This window comes from Aquiflexum lacus (assembly GCF_015476655.1).
GTDB classification, from domain to species: Bacteria; Bacteroidota; Bacteroidia; order Cytophagales; family Cyclobacteriaceae; genus Aquiflexum; species Aquiflexum lacus.
In genome coordinates this window covers 193798-219621 of the sequence record NZ_JABFHF010000006.1, presented here as the reverse complement: position 1 = coordinate 219621, position 25824 = coordinate 193798, and the positions used below count along the sequence as shown (strand labels likewise).

17 protein-coding genes and 1 other RNA gene are annotated in these 25824 nt (G+C 39.8%); 6 read left to right on the top strand and 12 right to left on the bottom strand.

The window, feature by feature from the left end; genetic code table 11:
* Positions 1 to 708: 708 nt before the first annotated feature.
* Positions 709 to 1200 (top strand): Cif family virulence factor, encoded by a 492-nt coding sequence (locus HMJ38_RS08190; protein ID WP_194973879.1) that lies wholly within the window; start codon positions 709 to 711, stop codon positions 1198 to 1200.
* Between the two features lie 52 nt (positions 1201 to 1252).
* Here HMJ38_RS08190 and HMJ38_RS08185 read toward each other — a convergent pair whose 3' ends face one another.
* From HMJ38_RS08185 to HMJ38_RS08165, 5 genes are all read right to left on the bottom strand, one after another.
* Complete coding sequence (locus HMJ38_RS08185) at positions 1253 to 2386, bottom strand: sensor histidine kinase (RefSeq protein WP_228779955.1); 1134 nt, start codon at positions 2384 to 2386, stop codon at positions 1253 to 1255.
* 3 nt (positions 2387 to 2389) lie between these two features.
* A complete protein-coding gene (locus HMJ38_RS08180; RefSeq protein WP_194973878.1) occupies positions 2390 to 3190 on the bottom strand; it encodes an alpha/beta fold hydrolase in 801 nt (266 codons plus the stop codon).
* Between the two features lie 43 nt (positions 3191 to 3233).
* Complete coding sequence (locus HMJ38_RS08175) at positions 3234 to 3872, bottom strand: O-methyltransferase (protein WP_194973877.1); 639 nt, start codon at positions 3870 to 3872, stop codon at positions 3234 to 3236.
* A 94-nt stretch (positions 3873 to 3966) separates the two neighbouring features.
* A complete protein-coding gene (locus HMJ38_RS08170; protein WP_194973876.1) occupies positions 3967 to 4485 on the bottom strand; it encodes an SAM-dependent methyltransferase in 519 nt (172 codons plus the stop codon).
* A 72-nt stretch (positions 4486 to 4557) separates the two neighbouring features.
* Positions 4558 to 5949, bottom strand: a complete 1392-nt coding sequence (locus HMJ38_RS08165; protein WP_194973875.1) for an APC family permease — start codon at positions 5947 to 5949, stop codon at positions 4558 to 4560.
* Between the two features lie 332 nt (positions 5950 to 6281).
* On the opposite strand from HMJ38_RS08165, the gene HMJ38_RS08160 reads away from it, so the two are divergent.
* Positions 6282 to 7385, top strand: a complete 1104-nt coding sequence (locus HMJ38_RS08160; RefSeq protein WP_228779954.1) for a 3-keto-disaccharide hydrolase — start codon at positions 6282 to 6284, stop codon at positions 7383 to 7385.
* 144 nt (positions 7386 to 7529) lie between these two features.
* On the opposite strand, the gene HMJ38_RS08155 is transcribed toward HMJ38_RS08160, so the two are convergent.
* The 3 genes from HMJ38_RS08155 to HMJ38_RS08145 all read right to left on the bottom strand — a co-directional run bounded on the left by HMJ38_RS08155 (position 7530) and on the right by HMJ38_RS08145 (position 14431).
* Positions 7530 to 8669: a DEAD/DEAH box helicase gene (locus HMJ38_RS08155; RefSeq protein WP_194973874.1), complete on the bottom strand. Its 1140-nt coding sequence runs from the start codon at positions 8667 to 8669 to the stop codon at positions 7530 to 7532.
* 51 nt (positions 8670 to 8720) lie between these two features.
* Complete coding sequence (locus HMJ38_RS08150; protein ID WP_194973873.1) at positions 8721 to 11768, bottom strand: PVC-type heme-binding CxxCH protein; 3048 nt, start codon at positions 11766 to 11768, stop codon at positions 8721 to 8723.
* Positions 11769 to 11863: 95 nt separating this feature from the next.
* A complete protein-coding gene (locus HMJ38_RS08145) occupies positions 11864 to 14431 on the bottom strand; it encodes a family 20 glycosylhydrolase (RefSeq protein ID WP_194973872.1) in 2568 nt (855 codons plus the stop codon).
* 246 nt (positions 14432 to 14677) lie between these two features.
* Between HMJ38_RS08145 and HMJ38_RS08140 the strand changes: the two genes are divergently transcribed.
* On the top strand, positions 14678 to 15826 hold the full coding sequence (locus HMJ38_RS08140) for an acyltransferase family protein (protein ID WP_194973871.1): 1149 nt from the start codon (positions 14678 to 14680) through the stop codon (positions 15824 to 15826).
* A 94-nt stretch (positions 15827 to 15920) separates the two neighbouring features.
* On the opposite strand, the gene HMJ38_RS08135 is transcribed toward HMJ38_RS08140, so the two are convergent.
* Both HMJ38_RS08135 and HMJ38_RS08130 read right to left on the bottom strand, forming a co-directional pair.
* A complete protein-coding gene (locus HMJ38_RS08135) occupies positions 15921 to 16487 on the bottom strand; it encodes a DUF3109 family protein (protein ID WP_194973870.1) in 567 nt (188 codons plus the stop codon).
* 263 nt (positions 16488 to 16750) lie between these two features.
* Entirely contained in the window at positions 16751 to 19192 is a 2442-nt protein-coding gene (locus tag HMJ38_RS08130) for a TonB-dependent receptor (RefSeq protein WP_194973869.1), read from the bottom strand.
* Between the two features lie 232 nt (positions 19193 to 19424).
* Here HMJ38_RS08130 and rnpB point away from each other — a divergent pair.
* Positions 19425 to 19838, top strand: an RNA gene (gene rnpB / locus HMJ38_RS08125) — RNase P RNA component class A.
* A gap of 21 nt (positions 19839 to 19859) precedes the next feature.
* Positions 19860 to 21020, top strand: coding sequence for a sigma-54-dependent transcriptional regulator (locus HMJ38_RS08120; RefSeq protein WP_194973868.1), 1161 nt, complete (start codon positions 19860 to 19862; stop codon positions 21018 to 21020).
* Between the two features lie 183 nt (positions 21021 to 21203).
* Here HMJ38_RS08120 and HMJ38_RS08115 read toward each other — a convergent pair whose 3' ends face one another.
* Positions 21204 to 22217, bottom strand: coding sequence for an acyl transferase (locus tag HMJ38_RS08115; RefSeq protein ID WP_228779953.1), 1014 nt, complete (start codon positions 22215 to 22217; stop codon positions 21204 to 21206).
* A 53-nt stretch (positions 22218 to 22270) separates the two neighbouring features.
* Between HMJ38_RS08115 and HMJ38_RS08110 the strand changes: the two genes are divergently transcribed.
* On the top strand, positions 22271 to 22945 hold the full coding sequence (locus HMJ38_RS08110) for a hypothetical protein (RefSeq protein WP_194973867.1): 675 nt from the start codon (positions 22271 to 22273) through the stop codon (positions 22943 to 22945).
* Positions 22946 to 22986: 41 nt separating this feature from the next.
* Here HMJ38_RS08110 and HMJ38_RS08105 read toward each other — a convergent pair whose 3' ends face one another.
* On the bottom strand, positions 22987 to 25404 hold the full coding sequence (locus HMJ38_RS08105; protein ID WP_194973866.1) for an alpha-ketoacid dehydrogenase subunit alpha/beta: 2418 nt from the start codon (positions 25402 to 25404) through the stop codon (positions 22987 to 22989).
* Positions 25405 to 25824: the final 420 nt, after the last annotated feature.

The following is a 25824-nucleotide window of genomic DNA, read 5'->3' as shown; positions in this document are numbered from 1 at the left end:
GAAACACTGACTATATTTGAAAAACAAAAGTGTCAACCATTTTCAGGACGAGACACGTGAGAACTCCTACTTTTCTGTAGGCTCAAGTCCAATTGGCTACTTGCTGACTTCTCAGTCTTCAACTCGTGAAGTCCGAGATCTCCCCAGAGCCTGTCCCGTGACAACGGGATAAGGACATATTCCCCAGCGCTCACCCTGGCTCTTCGCACTCCCGTGCTCAGCCCTGATTCCTGCGGCATCTACCTAAAAGGGATTGTCGGTCACGGGCTTTGCAATCCGCCAGCTGGCGGATACTTACCCTCCCTTTTTGGCCTCCGTATGCCGTTTCCCGAAAATCGGGACAGGCTCTGTTCGTCAGTACCGGATTTTGCAGTCTCGCTTCCCTGTCCTCCGGGAGGCGGGCTTCACTGTATGCCTCACGGCAACCAGCCCCGATACTCGGGACAGGCTTTGCGACTTACTAGCAGGCTTCACCAACTTGCCTGCAAGGGACTTTCACCCTCTGGAATAATTTGGTATCTTCGATACCAGATGCCCTTGCTGGGCACACACATCACCTTGGATACAGCGGGCGGTTCAAAGTAAATTGAAAGTTTACTATCTTTAAGAAGTTAGGAATAGGTTGAAAGAGAACGTCTCCGAAAGCCCGCCGTCTCCAAGCTGAATCCCGTTGGCAAAAATTTTTAAACAACTTAAAACCACAAAATTATGAGATACTTCACAATATTTCTTTTAGCAATTGCTATCATTTCCTGTAACGAGAATGGAGATAAATTACAATCAAATTCAAATAACCGCGAGGCAATTGATATTCAAAAAGAATTAGAATCTATTGAAGATACTAGAGCAGGATTTGAGCTAGCGATCAAAGAAAAACGCTATGGTGATTTAAAAAAATTTGCAACGGCAGACCTGATTTCCCTAACCCCTATTTGCGGAGAATGGGAAGAATATAAAACACTTAGAGCCAATCCTAATGACTTATTTAGCTACGACAGTTTAGTAATGAGACCTGAGGAAACCATTATTGTCAGTGATAGTGTTGCTTATGACTTTGGTACCAGTTCAGTTTATTATACCAATGGAGAAGGAAAACCAGTAGTAATTTCAGATACATTTTTGGCAATTCTCAAAAAGGATAAGAATGATGGAATGTGGAAACTGCATAGAGAAGTCGCTACTTCCAATAAAAAAGAATAGATATTTTACCTTATCCAAGACTTGTAAGACAGTGGTAAGCAAAGAAATCAACTTACACAGTTTTTGTCATAGGCCCATTTTTTGGGAGTTTGAAATAAAAATTACTTCCTATTCCCGGCTCCGATTTTGCCCCGATTGTCCCTCCATGAATTTCAAGTATCCGCTTGCAAGCCGAAAGTCCAATACCCGTCCCGGATATACTGCTATGGGTATGTAGTCTTTTCATAAATCCAAATACCTGATCGGCAAACTCCTGTTTAAATCCCATCCCATTATCCTTGACAAAAACAGTAATTTCATCAGCGTTTTCTTCAAATTCCACTTTTATCACCGGGTCTTTTTCAGAGCGATATTTGATAGCATTACTAAAAAGATTCTGAAATAGCCTTACCAATTGAATCTTATCCCCAAAAACTATTGGTAATTCTGCTATTAAAAAAGTTGCACTACTTTCGTTTACCTGATTTTCTATCATTTCAAGCGCATACCCACAAACCTCATTTAAAGAAACCTCATCAAACTCCAACTCATCCCCATCTATTTTAGAATATTCAAGTAGGTCTTTGATCATCATCTTCATTCTCTCCGCATTACTCTTGATGAGTGAAAAATACTTCTTCCCCTCACTACCATCAGGAAAATAACCATTCAGCTCCAACAAACCCATCAAACCGGATATGGTATTCAAAGGAGCCTGCAAATCATGAGAGGCCGTATAGGCGAATTGTTCCAAATCCTCATTGACCTGTTTAAGCCTTTTAACAGTTTGTTCAGCTTTTTCTCTGGCTTTCTTTAACTCCAACTCATATTGTTTGCGCTGAGTGATATCTAAAACAGAAAGCCTGTAGACCGATTGGGAACCCGAACGTGCGGGAATGCGCTTTGCATTGACCAAAGTGGGCAACTTGATTGATTCTTTTGTTTTAAGCTCGATGTTTATCTCAGAGATCTCCCCCTGCATTTGTAGCAGGGGCAACATGTGTGTTTCAAAGTAAATCTTCCCGCCCATCCCCAATAATTCCTGAAAGGGTTTCTGATAGACTATCTCGTCTCGCTCATAGTCTAACCAATCCAGTAATGTGCCATTTATATTGATAATAAGTCCGTCTTCTCGCATAGATAAATAGCCAAAAGGTGCATTTTGGTAAAGATCTTCTGCTTCTTCTAAGATTGGTTGGGTATTCAAGGTTCAGTTTTTTAAATAAGTTTGTATACTATCAATAACTTGTTCAGGAGCAGTAAGGTGAGGGCAGTGACCGGGAGTGTCCAAAAGTTCATATTTGCTTAAAGGCATTTGGTTATGAACAAATTCTCCAACTTGAACAGGGGCTATTACATCAGGGTGACATTGGATAATCAAGGCAGGGGTCGAAACCTTTGGTAAATCCTCTCGATTATCTCCAAGAAAGGTCACTTTTGCAAAATGCTTGGCAATTTCAGGGTTCATGCTGCAAAAACTGTTCCTAAGTTCTTCGGAATACTCCGGCTTTTCCGGGTTTCCTATGATGACGGGAGTTATGAAACTTGACCAACCTAAATAATTACTCTCCAAAGTTTCTATGAGCTCATCAATATCCTCCTTTGAAAATCCCCCAAAATATCCATTTTCATTGATGTAAGATGGGGATGGCCCTATGAATATCAATTTTTCAAAAAGTTCCGGTCTTTCCACATCTGCCAAAGCCCCAATCATACTACTTACTGAATGGCCTACAAAAATCACCCTTTGAAGATTCAATTCAGTGCAAATTTCTACCAAGTCATTCGCATACCCCTTGAGAGAACTGTATTTTTCAAAATCATATGCGTTGGCATCTGATTTTCCAGATCCCACATGGTCAAACAAAATAATCTGATAATCTTTCTCAAAAGCAGGGGTAATAAATCGCCACATATTCTGATCACAACCATAGCCATGGGCAAAAACAATCGGCTGTGAACCTTTTCCATAAATTTTTATATTATTTCTTTTTATTAATTCATTATTCATATTTTCTACGCTACTTATTTTAAAATTTAACCAATAATAGAGATTATTTTTTAAAACTGATCGCTATTCCCGAGCTGCTGCTTTTATCCACTGTGGTGATATATTCGGGATGCTTGTTGACAAATTCCATAAACTCCCGGATACCACCTATATTTTGAAGCACATTATGTGCTGTAAATCTACCTCCTCTTTTAAGTTTGGGATGGACATCCTTGAAGTACTGAACATACCAATCTTTATCTGCATCCGAAAACACAAAATCAAAAGGTCCTTTCAGTTCTTTGACGATCTGATGGGCATCTCCAGGCCTAAATTCCACAAAATCCGAAAGTCCTGCCTTTTTGATATTTGCTATTGCTTGTTGTTGTCTTTTTTCATTCAACTCAACGGTGATCAGTTTCCCACCCGTTTTACTCAGCGCCCAAGCAATCCAAATGGTGGAATGACCTGTGGATGTTCCAATCTCAAGTGCTGATTGGTAATTGTTTTCAACGATGAGATCATGGATAATTTTCCCGTCTCCAAAAGGGACATTGAGATCCCGCCATTGTTGCCGGTTCTCATCCAGAAATTTCTCAACTTTTTCATCAAGATCTTTGGGTTCTTGGCTGAAGCATGCGGTAGAAATTATAACTGTAATCAACAGTAAGAGAAACGTGTTTTTATTTATCATTGCTTTCATGTCTTCAGGGTTTAGTATTTGGAAGTATTTAATACATTACTTTGATTGGAGAACTTTTAATAAAAAAATAATCATGTACGTATTTTTTCAAAGATCACCGAATGGTCCATAGGTAAATGGTATAGCCATCTACAGATTCCACTTTATCCGGAACCCAATCACCCATACTAAAAGTATTGCTAACAACCCTGGAACCCGGCTTTAACTGTTCAAGCAATTTAGGTCTTAATTTCAGATTTAATGATTCCAAAAGGTACAGCGTAACCACGGAAGCTTCCCGTACATCCGCTTCAAACAGATTTGCAAGGACAAATTCAACTTTATCAGTCACCCCTGCATTTTGTGCATTTTCATTGGCTTCCTTAATCCTTTGGGGATCAATGTCGATGCCCTTTCCTTTCGTTCCATAGGTTTTGGCAGCAGTGATTACCATCCGCCCATCACCACAACCAAGGTCATAGACAATATCGGATTTTTTCACATCGGCCAACTTAAGCATGGCATCGACCACCTTCTGCTGTGTCGGAACATATACTACATCTTGGGCAATGGCCAAACATGAAACTCCTATACTTATCAGGAGTGAAAGGGATAAATTCTGAATTGTTTTCATATTCTTTTGATTTTTAGGTTGAAGAAATCACTACTTACACGCTGTTCATATCATTGAGCTTAACATTTTGATTCAGGTTGAATTATCAGCACCGGATGTGATGATAGAAGGTTTGAATAAAAGCAACAAAGCACCTGCCAGCAAAACCGATATCCCTACAAAAGCACCCCATCCGGTGTATGCGATACTGGAATAAAGCAAGTAGGAACTTGATAAACAGAATACCAAGGGCAATATGGGATAGAATGGGACTTTGAAGGGTCTTGCGGCATTGGGTTCTCTTCTTCTCAAAACAAACAATGCCAGTCCGACCATCAACAGAAAAAACCAGAAAACCGGAGCAGTATAATCGATCATGGTTTCGAATCCACTTCTTGAAAACAAACCAAAACTGACCAATACCATGGCAATTACACCTTGAATGATAAAAGCATTGACAGGGCCTTCAGAACCGTTTTTCCATTTTCCCATAAATGCAAACACAGGGAAATCCCTGCCCAATGCATAATTTGACCTTGCCCCTGTAAAAATCGTGGCATTGGCAGATGTCAGCGCTGCTATGCCTACTAAAACGGATATCAGCACAACGCCGGGTTTCCCAAAAGCATTCCCCATCAGGTCACTGGCAATAGCATTGGACCCGGCCATCCCGGAAAGTCCCAAACCCCTTAAGAATGCCAGGTTAACCAATAAATATATTGCCGTAATGAGCAAAATCCCGAAAATCAAAGCCTTGGCAATCCACTTTTGCCCTGACTTCATTTCGGCGGATATATAAGCAGCTTCATTCCACCCTCCAAACGTCAACAGCACAAAAACCATAGCAAGGCCCAATGAATTGCCTGAATTGGTTTCCCTAACCTGAATTGACTCAGAATTAGGTGACAAAACAAACAAACCCACAAAAATCAGTACAATCAAACCCAAAACTTCAAACAAGGTTAATATCTTTTGCGCGCCGGTCCCCATATTTACCCCCCTGAGATTAACGAGCGTGAGGATTGCAACGGCAAATCCTGCATATATAACAGAAGAATAGGGCCCGATTCCGTAGATTTCCGAAGCATAATCTCCAAAGATAAATGCCAATAAAGCAATAGATCCTGTCTGTATCACACTCATTCTTGCCCAAGCAAATAGAAAAGCTACCCTCTTACCAAAAGCCCTCATCAAAAAATAATAATCTCCTCCTGTATTGGGAAATGCCGTGGTAAGTTCGGCATAGCATAGAGCGCCTGCCAATGAAACAAAGCCGCCGAGCACCCAAACCAGAAGCATAACCCAACCAGAATCCACATTCCCAGCTACCAACGAAGGTGTACGGAATATTCCGGCGCCGATTACAATACCAACAACCAAAGCTACCACATCCACCGTTCGCAAAACCTTTGCAGGTTTGTTGGACAAGGATTGGCTTTCCTTTTGTTCCAAAATAATCTTTGTATTTGATTCTTGTCCTGACATGAATTTTCAACAAATAGAAAAGCCTATAAATGATGTCAAAAATCTTTGTTTTAGGTAGAAAATGACAATTAATAATCCGAAAAAATGAATTGAAGATCTAGACAAGCAATTTGTTATTAACTTACTGAATATAAATGTTTAACAAAAAAATCTACCTGTATTTTTTATACTAATTTATATAAGTGGATGAATGGGGAGGTTGAATTTTAAGAATAACATTCCATTCGTTAATTCTTCTAAATATATCACTGTTTGGAACTTAAACCAATCTTAAAGTTTCCTTTGATAGGATAATTCCTTAATTTAAATTTCGAAATTAAAACCTAAAGATTATGAACAATATGGTTTCTCAATTCGGATCATTTTTGGGCAAGATTGCCCTGATTTTGATATTGTCCACAGGTACAACAATCGCGCAAGTTGAAACTGTAACCAAGCCAAAAATCAATTTGGATAACCCTGATTCAAGAACTATGGAACATGATGGTAAAACTGTCATCATACCCTCCAGCATCAAGGATCAGACCGTAACAGGTTACACATCTTACCGAATGGGCTATAATTTGCTAAGTGATCTAAAGGACTTTATTGGAAAATGGAACCTGACTTTGGATATGAACGGTAAAGCGATCCCCTCTTGGCTTGAGGTAAAACTATCGGGCTTATCCACTTTGGTGGGCTATTTTGTCGGGGATCATGGAAGTGCCCGTCCTATTTCCATTATCAACTTTGAAAATGGGAAAATCACCTTCAGTATACCTCCACAATGGGAAAGTGCCAACAAAGACCTGGTATTTGAAGGGGTATTGTCAGGAAATAACCTGACCGGAACCATTCAATACCCAAATGGTGATCAGTTCAATTATGTAGGAGAAAGAGCCCCAGCATTGGTCCGGGACAGAAACCCGACTTGGGATAAACCCATCAGTATATTTAATGGCAAAAATCTGGATGGCTGGCATGCCGACAAACCTGAAAACCAATGGGTAGTAAATGACGGCATCTTGAGCAGTCCCGAATCAGGAGCTAACCTGATAAGCAATAAGAATTTTGATGATTTCAAACTCTTGGTAGAATTCCGGTATCCTAAAGGAAGCAATAGCGGGATTTACCTAAGAGGAAGGTATGAATTACAAATTCAGGATGATATAGGTCAAGAACCTTCAAATCTTCTTTTTGGTGGAATCTATGGTTTCTTGACACCAAATGAAATGGCTGCCAAACCAGCAGGTGAATGGCAGACTTATGAAATAACCTTGATCGGAAGGAGATTAACAGTAGTGGCAAACGGTAAAAATATAATCAATGATCAGATTATACCAGGCATTACAGGAGGTGCTTTGGACAGCAAAGAGGGTTTACCTGGACCAATCGTGCTTCAAGGTGATCATGGTCCTGTAGAATTCCGAAAAATTGTTATTACTCCAGCAAGATAAAGAACCGGGTTCAGTTATGTTTCCTTTCACAAATGGTAGGATTTGAAAAAATCATATGACCTATATTTGTTTAATATATTCTGGGCCTGATCTCTAAGTGCTTCCAAATTCCAGTTAATAATCGAAGAACCGAAAAGAATTATTTTACCTCTTAAAATCCAGATTAATGGAATCTATTAATTCCACCCTCCTGCCCATTTTTTTCTGAATGACTTTAAAATGGTGCTCTTCTTCCTCTGAAACCAAGGAAATAGCCTCCCCTTCACTTCCTGCCCTACCTGTCCGACCAATTCTATGGATATAATCCTTTGGTGATCTTGGTAATTCAAAGTTGACAACATAGGGCAAAAATTTAATATCAATCCCTCTTGCTGCCAAGTCAGTGGCCACAAGAACCCTTATTTTGCCTGCTTTGAATTTGGTCAAGGCATCTGTTCTGGCACCTTGGCTCTTATCACCGTGAAATGCCATGGCTTCAATGCCATGTTTTTTGAGTTTATTCGCAACATTATCCGCTGTTCTGATGGAAGATGCAAATACCAAAACCTGCTGCCAATCACCTTCTTGGATCAAATGACGCAATAAGGGTCCTTTGTATTCCATTGGTACCAAATAAGCGGATTGGGAGATCAGTTCAGGTGCAATCTTATCCTGTTCGATTTCGATTTTCACAGGATTGCGAAGAAGTCTGTTGATCAATTCCTCCACGGATTCCTCCATGGTTGCGGAGAAAAGGATGTTCTGTCGTTTTTTGGGAAGCCTTGAAAGGATTTCATCCACCTCCAACTTAAAGCCTAGATTCAAAACCTTATCCGCCTCATCGAGGACCAATATCTGTAGTTTATCCAGCTGAATGGAATTCCGGGCTACCAAGTCCAATAGCCTTCCCGGAGTGGCCACTAAAATTTCTGTACCATGGAGATTCATCATTTGGGGATTGATGGAAACGCCACCAAAAACCGCCATGGTTTTAATCCTTCTAGGCAAAAACTCAGAAAAAACCTTGACCACTTCCTGAACTTGGGCCGCCAATTCCCTTGTAGGTACAATCACCAAAACGGGGATCTCCCTGTTTTGAGGGACTTCTTTTTCCAACAGCATCTGAAGAATCGGTAAGACGTAGGAAGCTGTTTTGCCCGAACCTGTCGGGGCAATGCCCAAGAGATCTTTTTTCTGAAGTATAGCCGGAATGGCCTCTAACTGTATAGGATAAGGGCTATCATATTTGGCTTTGCTGATAGCCGCCAATAATTTTTCTGATAACCCAAGTGAATCAAATGTCATGTAATCATATTTTGGACAAAGGTAGGTTTAAATGGTTATTTAATTGTCCTCTTAGGATTTCTTCTTCAAACTCATCAAATACTCGACCAAATCAACCATTTCCTGTGCTGTCATACCCCTTTCCAAGCCTGCCGGCATCATGGAGTTTTCCATTTGTTCGATAGAGGCAATATCTGATGTCTTTAGACTGACTGAGGTTCCTCCAGGCATTTTCAATTCCAAATCAGTTTCTGTTCGACTACTGATAATTCCGCCATAAGTGTTACCGTCTTTTGTCTTCAATATTTGACCCTCATATCCAAAACTGATTCCTGCATCGGGATGGATGATGGCAATGTATTGTGCCTCCTTGGATAACTTACTTCCAATCTCGGTCAATTTGGGACCAAAATCCATTCCCTCCTCTCCTACTTGATGACAGATGGCACAGCTATTCTTAAAAACTGTCTTACCATTTTCTACCACTCCTGACATAGCCAACAAGTCATTCATGGGCGGTAGGTTACTTTCTCCCCCATTTTCCAAATAAGTGGCAGCTTCCTGCCTCACTGTCCTTCTCCAAGCCCTACTTAAACCATTCACTGCAGAAGCCTTTAGATTGTCCGGAAATTTTTCTTCCCTCAATAGGTCCAAAACCCTTTCTTCCCCTGAATAACTTGCACCCATAGCCGAAGCAGCTTCCCTTCTGACATTGATAGAACGGTTTGCATCAAAAGCTACATTCTCCAAAAGTGCTATGGATTCATTAGAACCAATACCCCTGAGCGAGGCCATCATATCAATGACTACTTTTTCCTCCTTACTTTGTAATGTTCCGACTATTAAATTCTTCCCTCCTAGTTGCATCAAAGTAGAGGCCGCATTTCTGCCCAGGTTATTCCCACTGTTTTGGATCGCCAAATCCAGGAGTTTGGTATTGTATTCATTCAAACTAAATTTACTGACCAACTCCACAAACTCCTGTTTACCTTCGGACTCGGCAATCAATTCCTTTAAGGCAGCCATAGCCACAGGTGACCTTTTGGTATATTGGGGATCCAAATGGGCAATGACCAATTTGTTGATTTCTTGTTGATCAGCTTCTTTATTGTTCAGCATATTGATCAATGCTTTGGATTTACCTTCCACATCGGGATTGAAGTCAAATGCCCTGAAATACCTCAACCTATCTTCCAAAGGTTCATCCTGGCCAACCGCCAAGGAAGCCAACATCGGTATTGAGTTTCCAGTCCTCGCTCTCCAAATAATATCCTGATTTGCCTTTTTATTTAAATCTGCCTCCACTACTGCATCCTTCCAAGCTGCAAAGTAGTTGTCCCATTGGTTATGAGCGCCTATACCGAGAGCCTCCAGGTACCACCGGTCTTCTCCGTCATGTTGCATGGCAAGCTTTGCCCATAACCTAGGGGCCTCAGGAGAAGGGTGAAAGCGAAGTGCAATAGCAGCCTCCCTCATGACTTGTGGGTCAATGCTTTCGGATAATGTTGTTATGATCGGTATCAGATCCAAATCAAGTTGCCGTGCTGCCCTTAGACCTGCTATCTGAATATCCGGGTTGGAATCTGCGATAGCCAAGTCAACATATTTTTGTCCTTTCCCTTCCATTTTGGCCAAAACCCAAAAAGCCCTTGCCCTCATCCTTGGGTTTTCATGGTTTGCAAACATTTCTGCCAATTCTTTTTCTGCCTGACCACCAAAGTCTTGAAGAGCCATCCAAGCCTGATACCTCCAGGAAAGGTTTGGATTCTGTAATGCTTCTAAAGCCCCTTTGACCTTAGTTAAATTATAATTAGGGATTTTGTAACGGGTCCTTGGAGGTGCCAACCTGAATATTCTTCCCCGATTCAAATCACCCACTTGATGGCCACCCACTCCCGGGTCATACCAATCAGCTACAAATAGAGAACCGTCCGGTGCTATACAAACATCAGAAGGACGGAACCATTGATTCTTGTCCCCAACCATAATATTGACCATTTCTGCCGTATAGCCGGCGCCATCCTTTTGGACGGGATATGACCTGACCACATTTGGACCTGCATCGGCATGGATCATTTGATCCCAAAACACCTCCGGAAGCAATCTCCCTTCATAAACCAAAATACCGGTAGGTGAGCCGGCTCCAGTTTGCAATAAATTAGGTACAACACCCGGGTCATTCAAATGCCAATGTTGAAGTGGAATCTCTTTTTCTTTGTTGGTCCTGTTTGCCGACCAACTCGCATTGGTCATTTCATCTTTATATCCATAATTCCCGAACTCCATGACATAGTTGATCCTTACACCTTTGTTTCCATCATCATCATTGTCCGATTGCCAAAGGGTACCATAAGAATCCACAGCCACCTCGTAATTGTTCCTGAAATTCTGCCCTAAAACCTCAATGTCCGTAAAGTCTGTATTGCATCTGAAAACCAATCCTTGTCTGAAATTTTTGGTATTGATTTCTACGCCATGGATATCCTTAATAATCTGATTGTTTTTATCCCTCAATTGAGCGCCTGAATTCCCAAAGTTGAAATAAAACTTCCCATCTGGGCCAAATACAAAACTGTGCATCCCATGGTCATGCTGTTCACCGGAAATTCCCTGAAAAATGATTTCCTTTTTATCTGCCTTATCATCCCCATCGGTATCAGTAAACATCCACACATAGGGACTTTGCGAAACAATCGCCTGATTGCCCATTACCCAGATACCCAATGGTGCATTGATTTCAGGTCCCTGATAGAATACCGTGCTTTTATCCTGAACACCGTCACCATTGGTGTCTTCCAAAATCACTATCCTATCCCCTTCAGGTTTGATTTCATTTCCTGTGATCTCGGGACGGTAATTAAATGCTTCCAGCACCCAAACTCTGCCCTTATGGTCAATATCAATATTTGTCGGGTTGGTGATGGTGGGTTCCGAGGCAAAAAGTTTAGCCTCCAAACCTTCAGCTATGCTAATTCCTGAAAGGGCAAATTCAGGTAAATGTCTTTGTTCATGTGTCAAAGTATCAAAATCCGGAATAATGACAGGCTGGTTGCAGGAATAGAAAGAGAGGAATCCTGCCGTCAACATGGGCAAGAGAATCAGTTTAACAGGTTTTTTCATAATAGGTCATTTGGGAAATTTGGGCTTTATTTAACGACTAAAGATAATAGGCTTTCTTTCAATAGATTCTGGTAGCATCAAAATAAATGGGCAAATCAATTACTCTTTTGAAGACAGGTTGAAGTCTCCCCTGCATGTCCTGATGGTGTAAATACCCTCACCTTGATATTGCCTTCTATGGGCATTGGGGCAGAATATTCGGGGGAATTCATATCGGGTTCAGTTCCATTCCTTGTATACCTTACGATGAGACCCGGGGTCTCGACATTCACGTGCATCAGGCCATCGTGAACCAAAGTACCGGGCTTGGGTAACCTGACATTGAATCCTCCAAACAAATAGTCCAACCTCGGGATTTCCCGCTGACCGACAGCATTTGCAAATTTGTTCCAATCCTTTTCCCTTGCCTCTATCCTCTTTTCCGTGTTTTCTAATGAAGTCCAACTTGGGTCAGTTGCCCAGGCCCTTTCCACCAAGCCGAGCATTTTGGGCAAAAGATAATATTCCATCATGTCCTGCCCTTTGACCGTTTCTGTCCAAAGTTGTCCCTGAATTCCTTTGATATTTTTTGAGCCTTGCGCGCTAAGCTTAATTTTTCCTTTTGCCAGTTCATCAGGATCAATGGGTCTTCCATACATGTCCTTTTCATTTGAAATGAAATGATTTAGTGGTACAGTTCTCCAAGCCGTTTTCAGGTCCACATATCCTGACCACTGATGTCCGGGCTCGTCCGGGTCCATGTTGTAAGCCAGGTCAAAATAAATATTGGAGGAATTACAGACAATTACCTCATAACCAGCATTGGCCAACTGATAGGCCATGTCCTCTCCGCCCCAACCTGCAACTGAGTTCCAGGCATAAACCCTAAAATTTTTGTTAGCAAATTCGGGATTGGGTCTAGAAACTTCTTTGCCATTTACCATTTCAGACTTTTGACCTATTTCTTCCCAGCCCGCAACTTGTAGCCCCCTATCTTGAAAAATCTTATTTACTCTATTATAAAAATAATTGCTCAAATCTTTAACCTCATTTAAGTCTTCATGCTTGGAGATAAACTCAGCACAAGTTGGTGACGCAGTCCAAGCCCCATGAGGGACTTCATCGCCGCCAGTATGGAAGGTATTCAGCGGGACTCGCGCAGACCGATACCTGGCCATCATTTCATCAACAATTTTTTCATAAAAATTGTAAGTTGATTCCTGACAGATGCACAGGGTGTTACCCCGAAAATTCTGTGCCGAGAGATATTCTGAGGTATCCTCAAAATCTTCCAAGAGGAACTCGATTGCAGCAGCCATGTCATTTTCTTTTTTATCATGATAGCGCTTTCGCATGGCAATGATAGCAGCTCTTGAATGTCCTGGGACTCCCAATTCAGGGATCACTTCAATATGCCTTTCATGGGCGTATTTTAGTATCTCTTCAAAATCTGAAACTGTATAGAAACCGGTCCCATTTGGTGAATTGTCGACATCAGGACCTGAACCATAATATGGCCAAAGGAAGTTTTTCTCATCCCTTGAAAATCCCCTCTTGCTTCCTACATTGGTCAATTCCGGCAAGCCTGGGATTTCAATCCGCCAGCCTTCATCATTGGCCAAGTTTAAATGAAAAACATTCAATTTATAAAAAGCCATCAAATCCAAGAGTTTTAAGACAGCTTCTTTGGTCTGGAAATTCCGAGCCACATCCAGAAAAAGTCCTCGATACGCAAAACGGGGCTCATCTTCAATTTTCAGTTGAGGGAAAACCAAGCGGGATTGGGCTTCTCTGAAATTGTCAATAGGTAACAATGCCAATAAAGACTGTAAAGCATAAAAAACACCTTTGGGATGATTAGCCTGGATTTGGATTTTATCTGAGATATCCAATTGATATCCTTCTTGATTTTTAATGGATGGATTTTTTTTGATCTGGATTATGGCATCAGATGTTGAATTGGAAGCAATCTGTCCCAGGAATTTTGATTCTAAAGTATTGATCAAAAATTCAGCTTCACTTGAAAAGTCTGGGTCAAATGATATTTCAAAATCTCCTTCGATCTGTAATTCACCTTCACTCCATTCTAGAGTTTTGGGTGTAGGAATGATGGGAGAAAATTCCATTCGCTTTAATAAAGTAAGCTCTTTTGACTGTTCAAATAAATTCTTGCCGATAGGAATAGGAAGCGGGGTACCCTCAGACATTTTATACAAGTCACCAAGGCTAAATTCTTTTGCTGTGTAATTAGCCATCGTATGACCTTTTTCTTCCTCACCAAAGACCATAAAAACCCCCTGAGGTGAATGGCTGTTTTTCACAAGAAAATTATCGGATTGGTAGGAAAAAGAATAGGTTTGATCCGTCTCTAATACCGGAAAATCCATTGTGGGTTTTATCCTAAAAAAATCCCCGGATAAATGTTCCAACATAATATTTTCATCTAAACTGGATGGATTCACGGAAAGAAATATGGTATTGAAATAAATCTCCCAATCAGGATTTAGAGGGGATTTTGCTGTATTGGTAATGTTGAACGTAGCAGTATGGGTTTGATTGGGTAAAGCAATATTTTCTTCTAATTCCCAACTCAGAAGTATATCATCTACATTGATTTTATCATTGGTGGATTGGCAGGAAAACCAAAGGAATATCAAAGGCAGAAACGGTATCCGATAAGTCATAATTGATAGCTTTAGACCTCAATATAATATTTTATGTTTTGGAAAAAATAAATTGTAATGGCTAAAGCGAATATCAGATTAGTTTAACTGATTAGTTTTCAATGATTTCAACAGACAAATGATTTGATTTTGTTGGTCAAACACATTTATATAAAAAAAATTATTAGATTTAGAATTGATACTTTAATAAAAATATTGCTTAAGTATTTGCTATTGGAATTCAGTTATCAATAAAACCCAAAGCTAATGACCCCAACCCCAGCCTTAGGTGTACCCATTCAAGAAAGGTACCTAGCCCTTGATGTTCTACGTGGACTGACGATTGCATTGATGATCGTGGTCAATACTCCTGGCAGTTGGAGTCATTTGTACGCACCATTTGCCCATGCCGATTGGCATGGATTCACCATTACTGATTTGGTCTTCCCTACTTTCCTTTTTGTGGTAGGAAATGCCATGAGCTTCAGCATGAAGAAAATGGAAAAAATGGATCAAGGAGTTTTTCTGAAAAAAGTATTCAAAAGAACCGCTATCATTTTCCTGATCGGTTGGGGTTTGAATGCATTTCCATTTTTTGAATACAACGAAGCCGGCGGAATCGTCATGATCAATTGGTGGGATGTGAGGTTATTGGGTGTGTTGCAAAGAATTGCACTTTGCTATATGTTGGCTTCTCTTATTTTGTATTATTTGGGAAAAAGAGGAGCTATTGTATTCAGCATTGTCACACTTTTAGGATTTTGGTGGGTATTGTATTTTTTTGGAGATGCGGAAGACCCATATTCATTGACAGGTAATGCAGTATTGAAACTGGATCTATGGCTGATCGGAGCCAAAAATCTCTATGGGGGTGAAGGCATCCCATTTGAACCGGAAGGTATCTTAAGTACATTCCCTTCGGTAGTCAATGTAATTGCAGGATACTTTGCCGGAAAATTTATCCAGCAAATGGGAAATACAAGCAAAACTGTAAAGGCCCTCTTTATCGCAGGTGTGATAATGATTGTAGTCTGTTTGCTATGGGACAATCTGTTTCCAATCAATAAAAAGATCTGGACAAGCCCCTATGTACTTTTGACAGTTGGACTTGACCTTTTTCTGATTGGGTTTCTTATCATGGTCATTGAAGTCTGGAAAAAAAGAAACTGGACTTATCCTTTTGAGGTATTTGGCAGAAACCCTTTGATCTTGTATGTGCTTTCCGGAATTGTGATTTCGGTGATGCACATCATTCCGATCGCTGATAGCAGTTTGAAGGGGGTGATTTATGATGTCGCATTCACCTCTTGGCTTGGGCCAAAGAATGCCTCAATTTTGTTTGCTGTCTTTTATATGCTGTTGATTTGGTTGGTGGGATTGTGGATGGATAGGAAAAAGATTTATATAAAGGTTTGATTGAAAGTGAATTGAAAAAATTTTAAGATTGGAAAATTTTAAAATTGAAAAAATCAAAATAAAAAAGAGGGATTGTTTAGAATAAAATTGCTTGTCAGTCCTCTTCTATTTCCTTTACCAATTCTGCATACCAATCCGCTCCATATCTTCTGATCAAAGCATCTTTAAGGAATTTGTAGATAGGAACTCCAAGCTTGCTGCCCAATACACATGCAGCACTGCAAATATGCCAACGGTCGTAATTAAGGGCTTCAAATTGATCATATTTGGTTATCCTGATCGGATACATGTGGCAGGAAATGGGTTTTTTAAAATCTGTTTTTCCGTCAAGATAGGCTTGTTCTATACCACATTTTAAAATCCCCTTTTCGTCATAAAGGGCATAGGCACATTCCCTGTTATCCCCTATGGTAGGTGTTCCTTTGTCTCCGTCTTTATCAATGACCCATGTTCCTTGTTCTTCAATTACTTTTCGGCCCTCTTCTGTGATATAGTCTTTTACCAATGGATAAATCTGCTCAATAATGCGCGTTTCCTCCTCTTCCAGAGGTGCACCGGAATCCCCCTCAACACAGCATGCCCCTTTGCATTTTTCCAGATCACAAACAAAAAATTGTTCTTTAATATCATCGCTGATGACAGCATTACCTACAAGTATCATTTTCTAAATTGTATTAAGGGGCAAAGGTATGGATATAGATTTAAAAACATAAAAAAAGGGATCACACATGGCATATAATGAACCTCCAAATGCTGTCTTTTTGGGTCTTGCTGACCATCTTTCTTTTTTCACAATATAAAAAAAAAGAACCGTCCCAATTTCTTGGAACGGCTCAACCCAGCACTATGAAGAAAAGCTATTTAAGCCTTCCATCAAATAACAGCGGTGCATTTGAAATGTTTAAAATTTTAAAAACTTTTTTTTTAAAATCTGAATTCATAACCCGCTGTTATAAATCTTGGTATTCCAACCCTAATGCCTTGTGGTCTTCTAGAAGTAATAAATCGCTCGTCTGTGAGGTTTTTGATGCTAAAATTAAATCTAGAATTCCATTTGGAAATATCATAGCTGAAAACTGCATCAAATACTTTGTAGGAAGGAATAAGACCTATTCTGCCATTTACTGAAGGTTCGATTGAGTTTAGTTCATCTGCAAATTGATTTCCAACAAAATTACCCGCCAACCTTAGGCCAAAGCCGGAATTAGTCTGAATGGTGATTGCTGAATTGACAAACCACTCAGGTGAATAAGGAGTCCTGTTGCCATTGATATTGACATCATTGATGAATCTGTCTGCCGAAAATGTAGACCTGAGGACAGTTGCATTCAGGTCATAAGTCACTTTTATACGGCTCATTCCAAAAAGATTACTGATGTCAAAAACCATCGCCGACTCCACTCCTCGGTGCAATGTCGCACCTGCATTGACCACACCAAAGCCTATTCCGCCTGCTGATTCGGCCACCGGAATAATCTGATTGCTAAAATCCATCAAAAAACCCGTAGCCTCAATAAATAACCATCTTGTAGGTTCTGTTCTCAGGCCAAATTCATAATTGACACTTCGCTCCGCCTCCAAATCAAGGACGTCACCCATCGCAGTAATGGCATCTTTGGTCCTAGGTGGTGCATACCCCCTATGTACTCCGCCAAAGACATTAACAGTCGAAGTAGGTCTTACATTAAAACCAATACCCGGTATGATTTCATTGATCACATTACCTGCAATCAATACTGTATCCCGGATGCCAATGCCGGCAAAGTTTCTTCTTCTGATATCTCTTTCATAATCGAAATTCTCAAATCTAACGCCGATGTTTAAATCAGCCTTTTTTGTGATTTCGATTTTGTTCTGTGCATAAGCACTGATGGCATGTCCTGTCCTTACTTCGTCCTCAACAAGGTTACCACTTTTGACTCCTGCCCTTGTCCCGTTAACCCTTTGTTCAAAAGCCCTTTCATATAAATATCGCGTGCCTACTATCAGTTCATTTTGTGTATTGAAAAGCTTGTGGTCAATTTCAAGCCTTGGTTCAATACCTGCTACTTCAAATTGTCTGTTTCTGTTTCCTGTACCATCCCTCATAAAAACCGCGCCACCGGGGATTTCACGATCACCCCAAACCACACCTGTCCAATTTGCAGGAGGAGTATTGGTCTGATTGATTGAAAAATCCTGTCTGCTCCAATTCCTTGTAGTAGTATACCCATAAGCAATTGTCCTCAGTCTCACATGCTTATTGATTCTATATTTATGGCTCAAGCTCATAGAATATCTTTTGACCTCCAATCTGTCATCCGGAGCCATTCTTGTAAAATCTTCTCCACCCCTATCAAACATGACCTGATTGATACCTATATAGGTTGAATTGGATATTTCATTGTAGAGCCCCAATTTAAGACCCAATTCAGATTTTTCATTGAGATTGAATAAGAATTTGGTATTGAAATCTGTGATGTCAAATTCGGTCGGACCTACATTATCAGCTCTCTTTTTTAACAGATTTGCTTGAATCCCTGTGTTTCCAAATGTATTTCCATAATTGACCATTCCGGTAAAAAACCCTCCCTGACCTCCTTGGATATATATAGCACCTTCTTCCTCCTGAGGTGGATTGGCTGTAATATAATTAACAACACCACCTATAGTCTGGGGACCGAAAAGGACCTGTCCTGAACCCTTTAAAATTTCTACTCCTGACATCCTATCCATCACAGGTGTATAATATAACTCAGGCTCACCATAGGGAGCCAAGGCTACCGGAACACCATCCTCAAGTACAAGAATACTTCTACTTCTATCCGGATCAAGTCCTCTAATTCCAATATTGGCCCTCATCCCTACTCCTTCTTCATCTACTACATGAACTCCCGGAGATCTTCTCAAAACTTCATTTCCACTTAGCGGGTTCACAGTTTTGATTTCTTTTGCATCAATATAGGTAACTGATCCGGGAACTCTGCTGAACACCCTATCCTTGCTGGCAATAACAGTAAACTGTGGCATTTCGACTCCCACTTCCTCAAAAATCAAATTCAATTCACTCAATTGACCATTGATCACCTGGACATATCTGGTAAAAGTCTTGTAACCGACTGCCGACACCTTAACAGTATACTCTCCATCCGGTAAATCATAAATCTGAAACGTCCCATCAAGATTGGTATATGTGCCCTTTACTGTCCCCACAACCATAATATTGGCAAATGGGATCGTTTCTCCTTCCAGTGAGCTTACTTTTCCAGAAAGCACCAGGGATTTTCCATCATTATCATTTGCAGATACATCCTTGGCAACTGAAACATTAATGGAAATAATAAAGATGGCAGTTGCGAAAATCCAATTAAATAATTGAGATAACATATAGGTGGGCAATTCTTATTTAGATTTAATTTAATTAACGTCGCAAATGTATTTGCTATTTAAACTTAATCCAAATAAAGGGGTGGCTATTCCGATACTTTTTATTTATATCCAATCCAATTAAATAGATTTTATCAATGATATGTATTTAAATAATTTATATTTTAAATTATAACTTTCGGTTTTGGACTCAACGTTGAATAAGATTGATTGAAATTGTCTTACTTTGCAAGGTGCAAGCTGACTTGTCGCTGTGCCGATAACTATCGGGAGAGAGGAAAGTCCGGGCAACATAGAGCGCCATACTTCCTAACGGGAAGGGGCCAAGTTGGTGACGGCTTGGTTACAGAAAGTGCCACAGAAAATATACCGTCCCGTCCCGATAGCTATCGGGATCGGGATAAGGGTGAAAAGGTGGGGTAAGAGCCCACCGTTCCGGTGGTGACATCGGGAGCAGGGTAAACCTTATGGGTTGAAAGATCAAATAGGTCCCGCGATGAAACTTAGTTTCATAAAAGGTTGCTCGTCTTTATGCGGGATGGGTAGATCGATGGAGTCCTTCCGCGAGGAATGACCTAGATAAATGACAAGTGATGCATTCATCAGGAATGTTGAACAGAACCCGGCTTATAGGCTTGCACCTATTTTAATCACTTAAAAAGCATTTATGCCAAAAATTCTGATTATTGATGATGAAAAGATCATCAGGTCCACGCTTAGGGAAATTCTTGAATACGAAAAATACCAGATTTCTGAAGCGCAGGATGGGGAACAAGGATTAAAAATGTTAAAAGAGGAAGATTTTGATCTAGTCCTCTGTGACATAAAAATGCCTAAAATGGATGGTTTGGAAGTATTGGAAAAATCATCTGAATTAGAAAAACAGCCCCAATTCATTATGATCTCTGCGCATGGTTCGATTGAAACAGCTGTAGAGGCCACAAAAAAAGGTGCTTTTGATTTTGTCCCCAAGCCTCCTGATCTAAATCGGCTTCTTTTGACCGTCAGAAATGCCTTGGACAAAAAGAATCTTGTTTCAGAAACAAAAGTTTTAAGAAAAAAATTGTCACAAAAACTTGATATGGTAGGCAAATCCCCTTCCATCAATCATGTGAAGGACACCATAGAAAAAGTTGCCCCGACAGAAGCACGGGTATTGATAACTGGACCAAATGGTACGGGCAAAGAATTGGTAGCCCATTGGCTGCACAAAAAGAGCAATAGAGCTAATGCACCTTTTATAGCTGTGAATTGTGCCGCAATTCCAGCTGAATTGATAGAAAGTGAACTATTTGGGCATGAAAAAGGCTCCTTTACCTCTGCTGTCAAACAAAGGATCGGTAAATTTGAACAGGCAGATGCAGGTACACTTTTTTTAGATGAAATCGGCGACATGAGTTTATCTGCACAGTCTAAAGTTCTCAGAGCCCTTCAAGAACACAAAATTACCCGCGTCGGCGGTGATAAAGACATCAAAGTTGATGTACGGGTTTTGGCCGCCACCAACAAAGATTTGAAAAAAGAGATTGAGGAGGGTAACTTCCGTGAAGATTTATATCACCGTCTCAGCGTCATATTAATACAGGTTCCACCATTGAAGGACAGAAAGGAAGATATTCCCCTTCTTGTAGATAAATTCCTAGAGGATGTCGCCAACGAATATGGCACAGCAAAGAAGGAAATTTCCAAAGAGGCAATTTCTAAACTTCAAGAATTTCCTTGGACCGGAAATATCAGGGAACTACGTAATGTTCTTGAGCGCCTGATGATTTTGGGTGAGAAAACCATCAGTTTGGATGATATAAAAAAATATGCTGACTATGAGTAGTCAGCTTATTTTTATCCTTTAATCTCTGTAGAATCTACAGCTTTTGCATAAGCTGGGCAAGGCTTGCTCGAGGCACAGGCACCTAGTGCCAAAAGTCCTACGGCCATTACAACAATTGCTAATCTTTTCATACTTTTCATTTTTTGGAAACCAAATATGTTTATTTCTTTAAGGAATACAAAATTAATTGACCATTAAATTACAGCCCCTTATCTCGCTATTATCAAATCTCCCAAGCACTTCAAGACTACCGTCAGGCCCGATTTTTCCCAAATCCTGCGTTTCTATAAATGCGCAAGAATGAAAATTGGCAAGATCAATAATATTGATTCCTCCCTGCGACCTAAAGGTTAAGGAAAGGGGGTCGTTGATGTCCCTCAATAAAACGCGCATGGTAGGAGGTAAATTGTATTTCCCACTTCCTTTCGAGTAAGCTTGCGACATCAGTTCGGTCATACCATATTCAGAATGAACTGCTTCAACATGAAATGCTGACTTCAAAATATCATGCAATTCTTCCCTGACCAACTCCCTCCTTCGACCCTTCATACCTCCTGTTTCCATTAAAAAAAAATTTTTATTTATTGGGATTTTCAGGCCACTTTCTGCCAAATCCAGAAGTGCAAAGGTAACACCAAGCAATAAAACCTTTCTGGAATCATTCTTCAGCTCCTCTAATTTTTTAACAAGTTCTTCATGATTATAGAGGTAATAGCCTGAATGTGAAGAGTTGGATTGCTGTATCAAATGATCTGTCATTTTGACCAATGAACTTCCGGGACGTTCTAAATATGAGGGCAATAAGGCCAAAATATGGTAATTATCCACAGGACCATAAGCCAATTCAAATAGCTGTTGCGAATGTTTCAAATAAAATGACTCGTCCCAAAAATAATGCTTGCTGGTAGTGCTTCCTGTAGTGCCACTGCTTGAATAAAAACCTTTGAAATCCTGTATTTCTGAACTTATAACATTGTGGTTTTTGAAAAAACCAATAGGAAGAAATGGAATTTGATCCATTTGTCGGACATCGGAAATCTGGACTTTTCTAAAATCAAGGTATTGGCGGTACACAAAATTATTCTTTGCCTGAAATTTAAAAATCTCCAAAGCAAATTCCTCAAAATCGGTAAAGTCATGAGATAAAATCCTTTGCCCAAAACTTTTGAAATAATTGATCGTTGTATTATTTGTCATCCAAAATATGTGGTATTTTGACTATACGTAAATTCCTGTAAATTTACAGCAGCATGAGCAATGTAAGAAAATATCTTGTTTTAATATCACTGATTTCACTTCTAGGATCCTGTATCTCTCCCCCGGAAAATTTTCCTACGGTTCCGGAAATTTCTTTTAAGGATATAAGGTTTATACCTACTGATGGATCAGATTCTTTGATTGTAAGTGTCAATTTTAAAGATGCAGAAGGCGACCTGGGACTAAATCCAACTGATATAGATCCGCCATTCAATCCTGTCACTTTTAAAAGAGACAATGGTGGCAACCTGATTGTTTACAGCAATAGACCATCTGATGCTCCTTCCTTCAATCCAATTGATTGGGAAATCAATCCTATTGTAAACAACGAGCGCGTTAATGACACGATTTGGGTGGAACAAAACCCCAATCACAACAATATTTTTGTCAAATTCTTTATTAAAAGAAACGGTGTTTTTACAGAATTCAGATGGCAAGACCCACCATTCTTTACAACCTTCAATGGACGTTTCCCAAGGATTGTAAACAATTCAAATGGTCAACCTGTAGAAGGAAGTATTCAGTATGCCATGCTTTCCTTTGGCTGGACATCTATATTCAGAAATGATACGCTCAGAATAGATGTTGAAATTCAGGACAGGGCCTTAAATAAAAGTAATTTGGTTTCCAGTCCGGAAGTAACCCTCAATCAAATAAGAAGGCCTTAAAAAAGCTTCAGAAATTTCTGAAGCTTTTTTGATGATTTTTTTTAGATCAATCCGGGAAATTCATGCGGATTTGATTCTGACATCATTTCGTATATTTTTTCCACTACATCCTCCACAGAAGGTTTTGAAAAATAATCTCCGTCTGAAGAATATGCTGTTCTATGTTCTTTTGCTGTAAGCGTAGCAGGTTCACTATCTAGATGAAAATAGCCCTTTTGACCTTCAATAACCTGTTGCATCATAAACGCCGATGCCCCACCCGGAACATCTTCGTCCGCAAATAAAACCCTGTTGGTTTTTTTGATGGACGATACAATTCTATGGCTATTGTCAAATGGTATCAAAGTCTGAACATCGATGACCTCAATGTCTATACCCATCTCCAGAAGATCAGCTGCTGCATCCATTACAATCCTGCACATAGAACCGTAGGTGACTACTGTCAGATCTTTCCCCTCCTTCAAGAATTCAACTTCTCCCAATGGCAATCTAAACTCACCGATATTGGAAGGCATTTTCTCCTTCAACCTATAACCATTGAGACATTCAATCACAAGCGCAGGTTCATCTGCTTCAAGAAGTGTATTATACATTCCTGCTGCTTGCGTCATATTTCTGGGAACACAGATCAACATTCCTCTCAATGAATGTAACAACATACCTGTTTGTGAACCAGCATGCCATACTCCCTCCAAGCGATGCCCCCTAGTCCTTACGATCAAAGGTGCTTTTTGTCCTCCTTTGGTTCTATATTGGAGACAGGATAAATCATCCGCCAAAGACATCAAAGCATAATAGATATAATCCAAATATTGGATTTCTGCCATGGGCCTCAAACCTCTTAATGCTGCGCCAATACCTTGGCCAATAATTGTACATTCTCTGATTCCCGTGTCTGAAACCCTTGATTCTCCATATTTGGCTTGAAGACCGGCGAATGCTTGGTTGACGTCACCGATTTTACCTACATCCTCCCCAAATGTCAAAAATCTTGGTTCTCTTTCCAGGATTTTATCAAAACATGACTGAAGAACCTCTCTACCATCCACCATACTTGCATTTTCCTGATATTCAATAGGAACAGCTTTTATATTTCCGACTTTAAACTCTGATTGACTGTATAAATGGCTGCTATATCGGTCTTTATTTTTTATTTGCTGTCCACGGTACCATTGTTCAATCTCGTACTTCACAACATCTGCGTCGCCTCTCATCGACCAAAGAGCTCTTCTAACCGTACTGACAACATCTTTCCGGATGGGATTTAAAGTCTTTGCCAGCTCATCTGCCAATTGACCCAAAACTTGGCCATTTACTGATTGAGAAGCTGCCTTTTTTAGTAAATCGATTGCTTCTAGCAATTCTGACTTTATTTCTCCGGAGAATGCCCTCCACGCAGCATCTTTTTCCTGCTTTACATAAATTTTAGCCTCCTGATCAATGGCATCTAACTCTTCTTGTGTGGCTAGCTCATTTTGGATGAGGTAATTTCTGAATTTAAGAATGCAATCATTGTCTTTTTCCCAATTCAAGCGTTCTTTTGATTTATATCTCTCATGTGAACCAGAAGTAGAATGCCCTTGAGGTTGGGTAACTTCGACTACATGAATGAGTACTGGCACATGTTCTTCTCTTGCTATCCTGGAAGCATTCTCATAGGTCCAATCCAATGCCTCGTAATCCCAACCTTTAACGACAAATATCTCATAACCCTTTTGGTCATCATTCCTTTGAAATCCACGTAATATTTCAGAAATACTGCTCTTGGTTGTGTGAAATTTATTTGGCACTGAAATACCATAGCCATCGTCCCAAACAGATACTACCATCGGAACCTGCATCACTCCGGCTGCATTGATGGTTTCAAAAAACATACCTTCAGAAGTAGAGGCATTTCCTATCGTACCCCAAGCAACCTCATTACCATTATTACTGAATTCCGTAAAGGATTTCAAACCGGAATTTTCTCTGTATAATTTAGATGCATAAGCCAAGCCCAAAAGCTTCGGCATTTGACCGGCAGTCGGGGAAATATCAGCTGATGAGTTTTTCATGGACATAAGATTCTTCCATGTTCCATCATCATTGAGAGATCTCGTGGCAAAATGCCCATTCATTAACCTTCCGGCCGAAGCAGGCTCAAGTGCTACATTGGTATGTGCATATAATTGCGCAAAATATTCTCTTATAGAAAGCTGATCGATTGCAAACATAAAAGTCTGATCCCGATAGTAACCCGCACGAAAATCTCCATCCTTAAAATATTTGGCCATGACAATTTGGGCAAGTTCTTTACCATCTCCAAAAATCCCAAACTTAGCTTTACCCATAAATACTTCCTTCCTTCCCATGAGGGAAGCTTGCCTACTCTCCTGAGCAATGCGATAATCCCCCAATAGGGTCTCCTTTTCAAATATTTTAGAATGCTTTTGCTTAGAGTTTGTTGACACTACCTTCATTTTAAGTGATCATTAATGCTAACTGAATTTAGTTGGTGAAACCAGTCAACTCAAAAATAAAGAAATTTAGGATTTTTACAAACTACCAAACAGAATAATTCTAATTTTTTACAAAATTTTTTATTGAAAAAATGAATTAAAAATATTATTTACAAAATTTTATTCTTTAAATATTATCATTAATTTAATAAAAAAGTTGGCAAAAAGCCAAATACAAACAAATCTGATTGCGATATTCACAATTTTAGAATTACCGAAATTAAAAATCAAAAGAAAAGCATTTTTAAAATTATATTCATTTAAATTAATTATTAAGAAATTAAATTTTGAAAAGATTTCATTTTCTTATTCCATTCAAAATAAGTGAGCATATTTTGACTTGTATTAGTGTCCGCGTATTATCTTTGTGCTCTTGATTTA

Excerpts from the sequence above, each read along its gene's own strand:
- HMJ38_RS08190 (WP_194973879.1), top strand. The coding sequence starts at position 709 with ATGAGATACTTCACAATATTTCTTTTAGCAATTGCTATCATTTCCTGT.
- HMJ38_RS08180 (WP_194973878.1), bottom strand. The coding sequence starts at position 3,190 with ATGAATAATGAATTAATAAAAAGAAATAATATAAAAATTTATGGAAAA.
- HMJ38_RS08175 (WP_194973877.1), bottom strand. The coding sequence starts at position 3,872 with ATGAAAGCAATGATAAATAAAAACACGTTTCTCTTACTGTTGATTACA.
- HMJ38_RS08170 (WP_194973876.1), bottom strand. The coding sequence starts at position 4,485 with ATGAAAACAATTCAGAATTTATCCCTTTCACTCCTGATAAGTATAGGA.
- HMJ38_RS08165 (WP_194973875.1), bottom strand. The coding sequence starts at position 5,949 with ATGTCAGGACAAGAATCAAATACAAAGATTATTTTGGAACAAAAGGAA.
- HMJ38_RS08160 (WP_228779954.1), top strand. The coding sequence starts at position 6,282 with ATGAACAATATGGTTTCTCAATTCGGATCATTTTTGGGCAAGATTGCC.
- HMJ38_RS08155 (WP_194973874.1), bottom strand. The coding sequence starts at position 8,669 with ATGACATTTGATTCACTTGGGTTATCAGAAAAATTATTGGCGGCTATC.
- HMJ38_RS08150 (WP_194973873.1), bottom strand. The coding sequence starts at position 11,768 with ATGAAAAAACCTGTTAAACTGATTCTCTTGCCCATGTTGACGGCAGGA.
- HMJ38_RS08145 (WP_194973872.1), bottom strand. The coding sequence starts at position 14,431 with ATGACTTATCGGATACCGTTTCTGCCTTTGATATTCCTTTGGTTTTCC.
- HMJ38_RS08140 (WP_194973871.1), top strand. The coding sequence starts at position 14,678 with ATGACCCCAACCCCAGCCTTAGGTGTACCCATTCAAGAAAGGTACCTA.
- HMJ38_RS08135 (WP_194973870.1), bottom strand. The coding sequence starts at position 16,487 with ATGATACTTGTAGGTAATGCTGTCATCAGCGATGATATTAAAGAACAA.
- HMJ38_RS08130 (WP_194973869.1), bottom strand. The coding sequence starts at position 19,192 with ATGTTATCTCAATTATTTAATTGGATTTTCGCAACTGCCATCTTTATT.
- HMJ38_RS08120 (WP_194973868.1), top strand. The coding sequence starts at position 19,860 with ATGCCAAAAATTCTGATTATTGATGATGAAAAGATCATCAGGTCCACG.
- HMJ38_RS08115 (WP_228779953.1), bottom strand. The coding sequence starts at position 22,217 with ATGACAAATAATACAACGATCAATTATTTCAAAAGTTTTGGGCAAAGG.
- HMJ38_RS08110 (WP_194973867.1), top strand. The coding sequence starts at position 22,271 with ATGAGCAATGTAAGAAAATATCTTGTTTTAATATCACTGATTTCACTT.
- HMJ38_RS08105 (WP_194973866.1), bottom strand. The coding sequence starts at position 25,404 with ATGAAGGTAGTGTCAACAAACTCTAAGCAAAAGCATTCTAAAATATTT.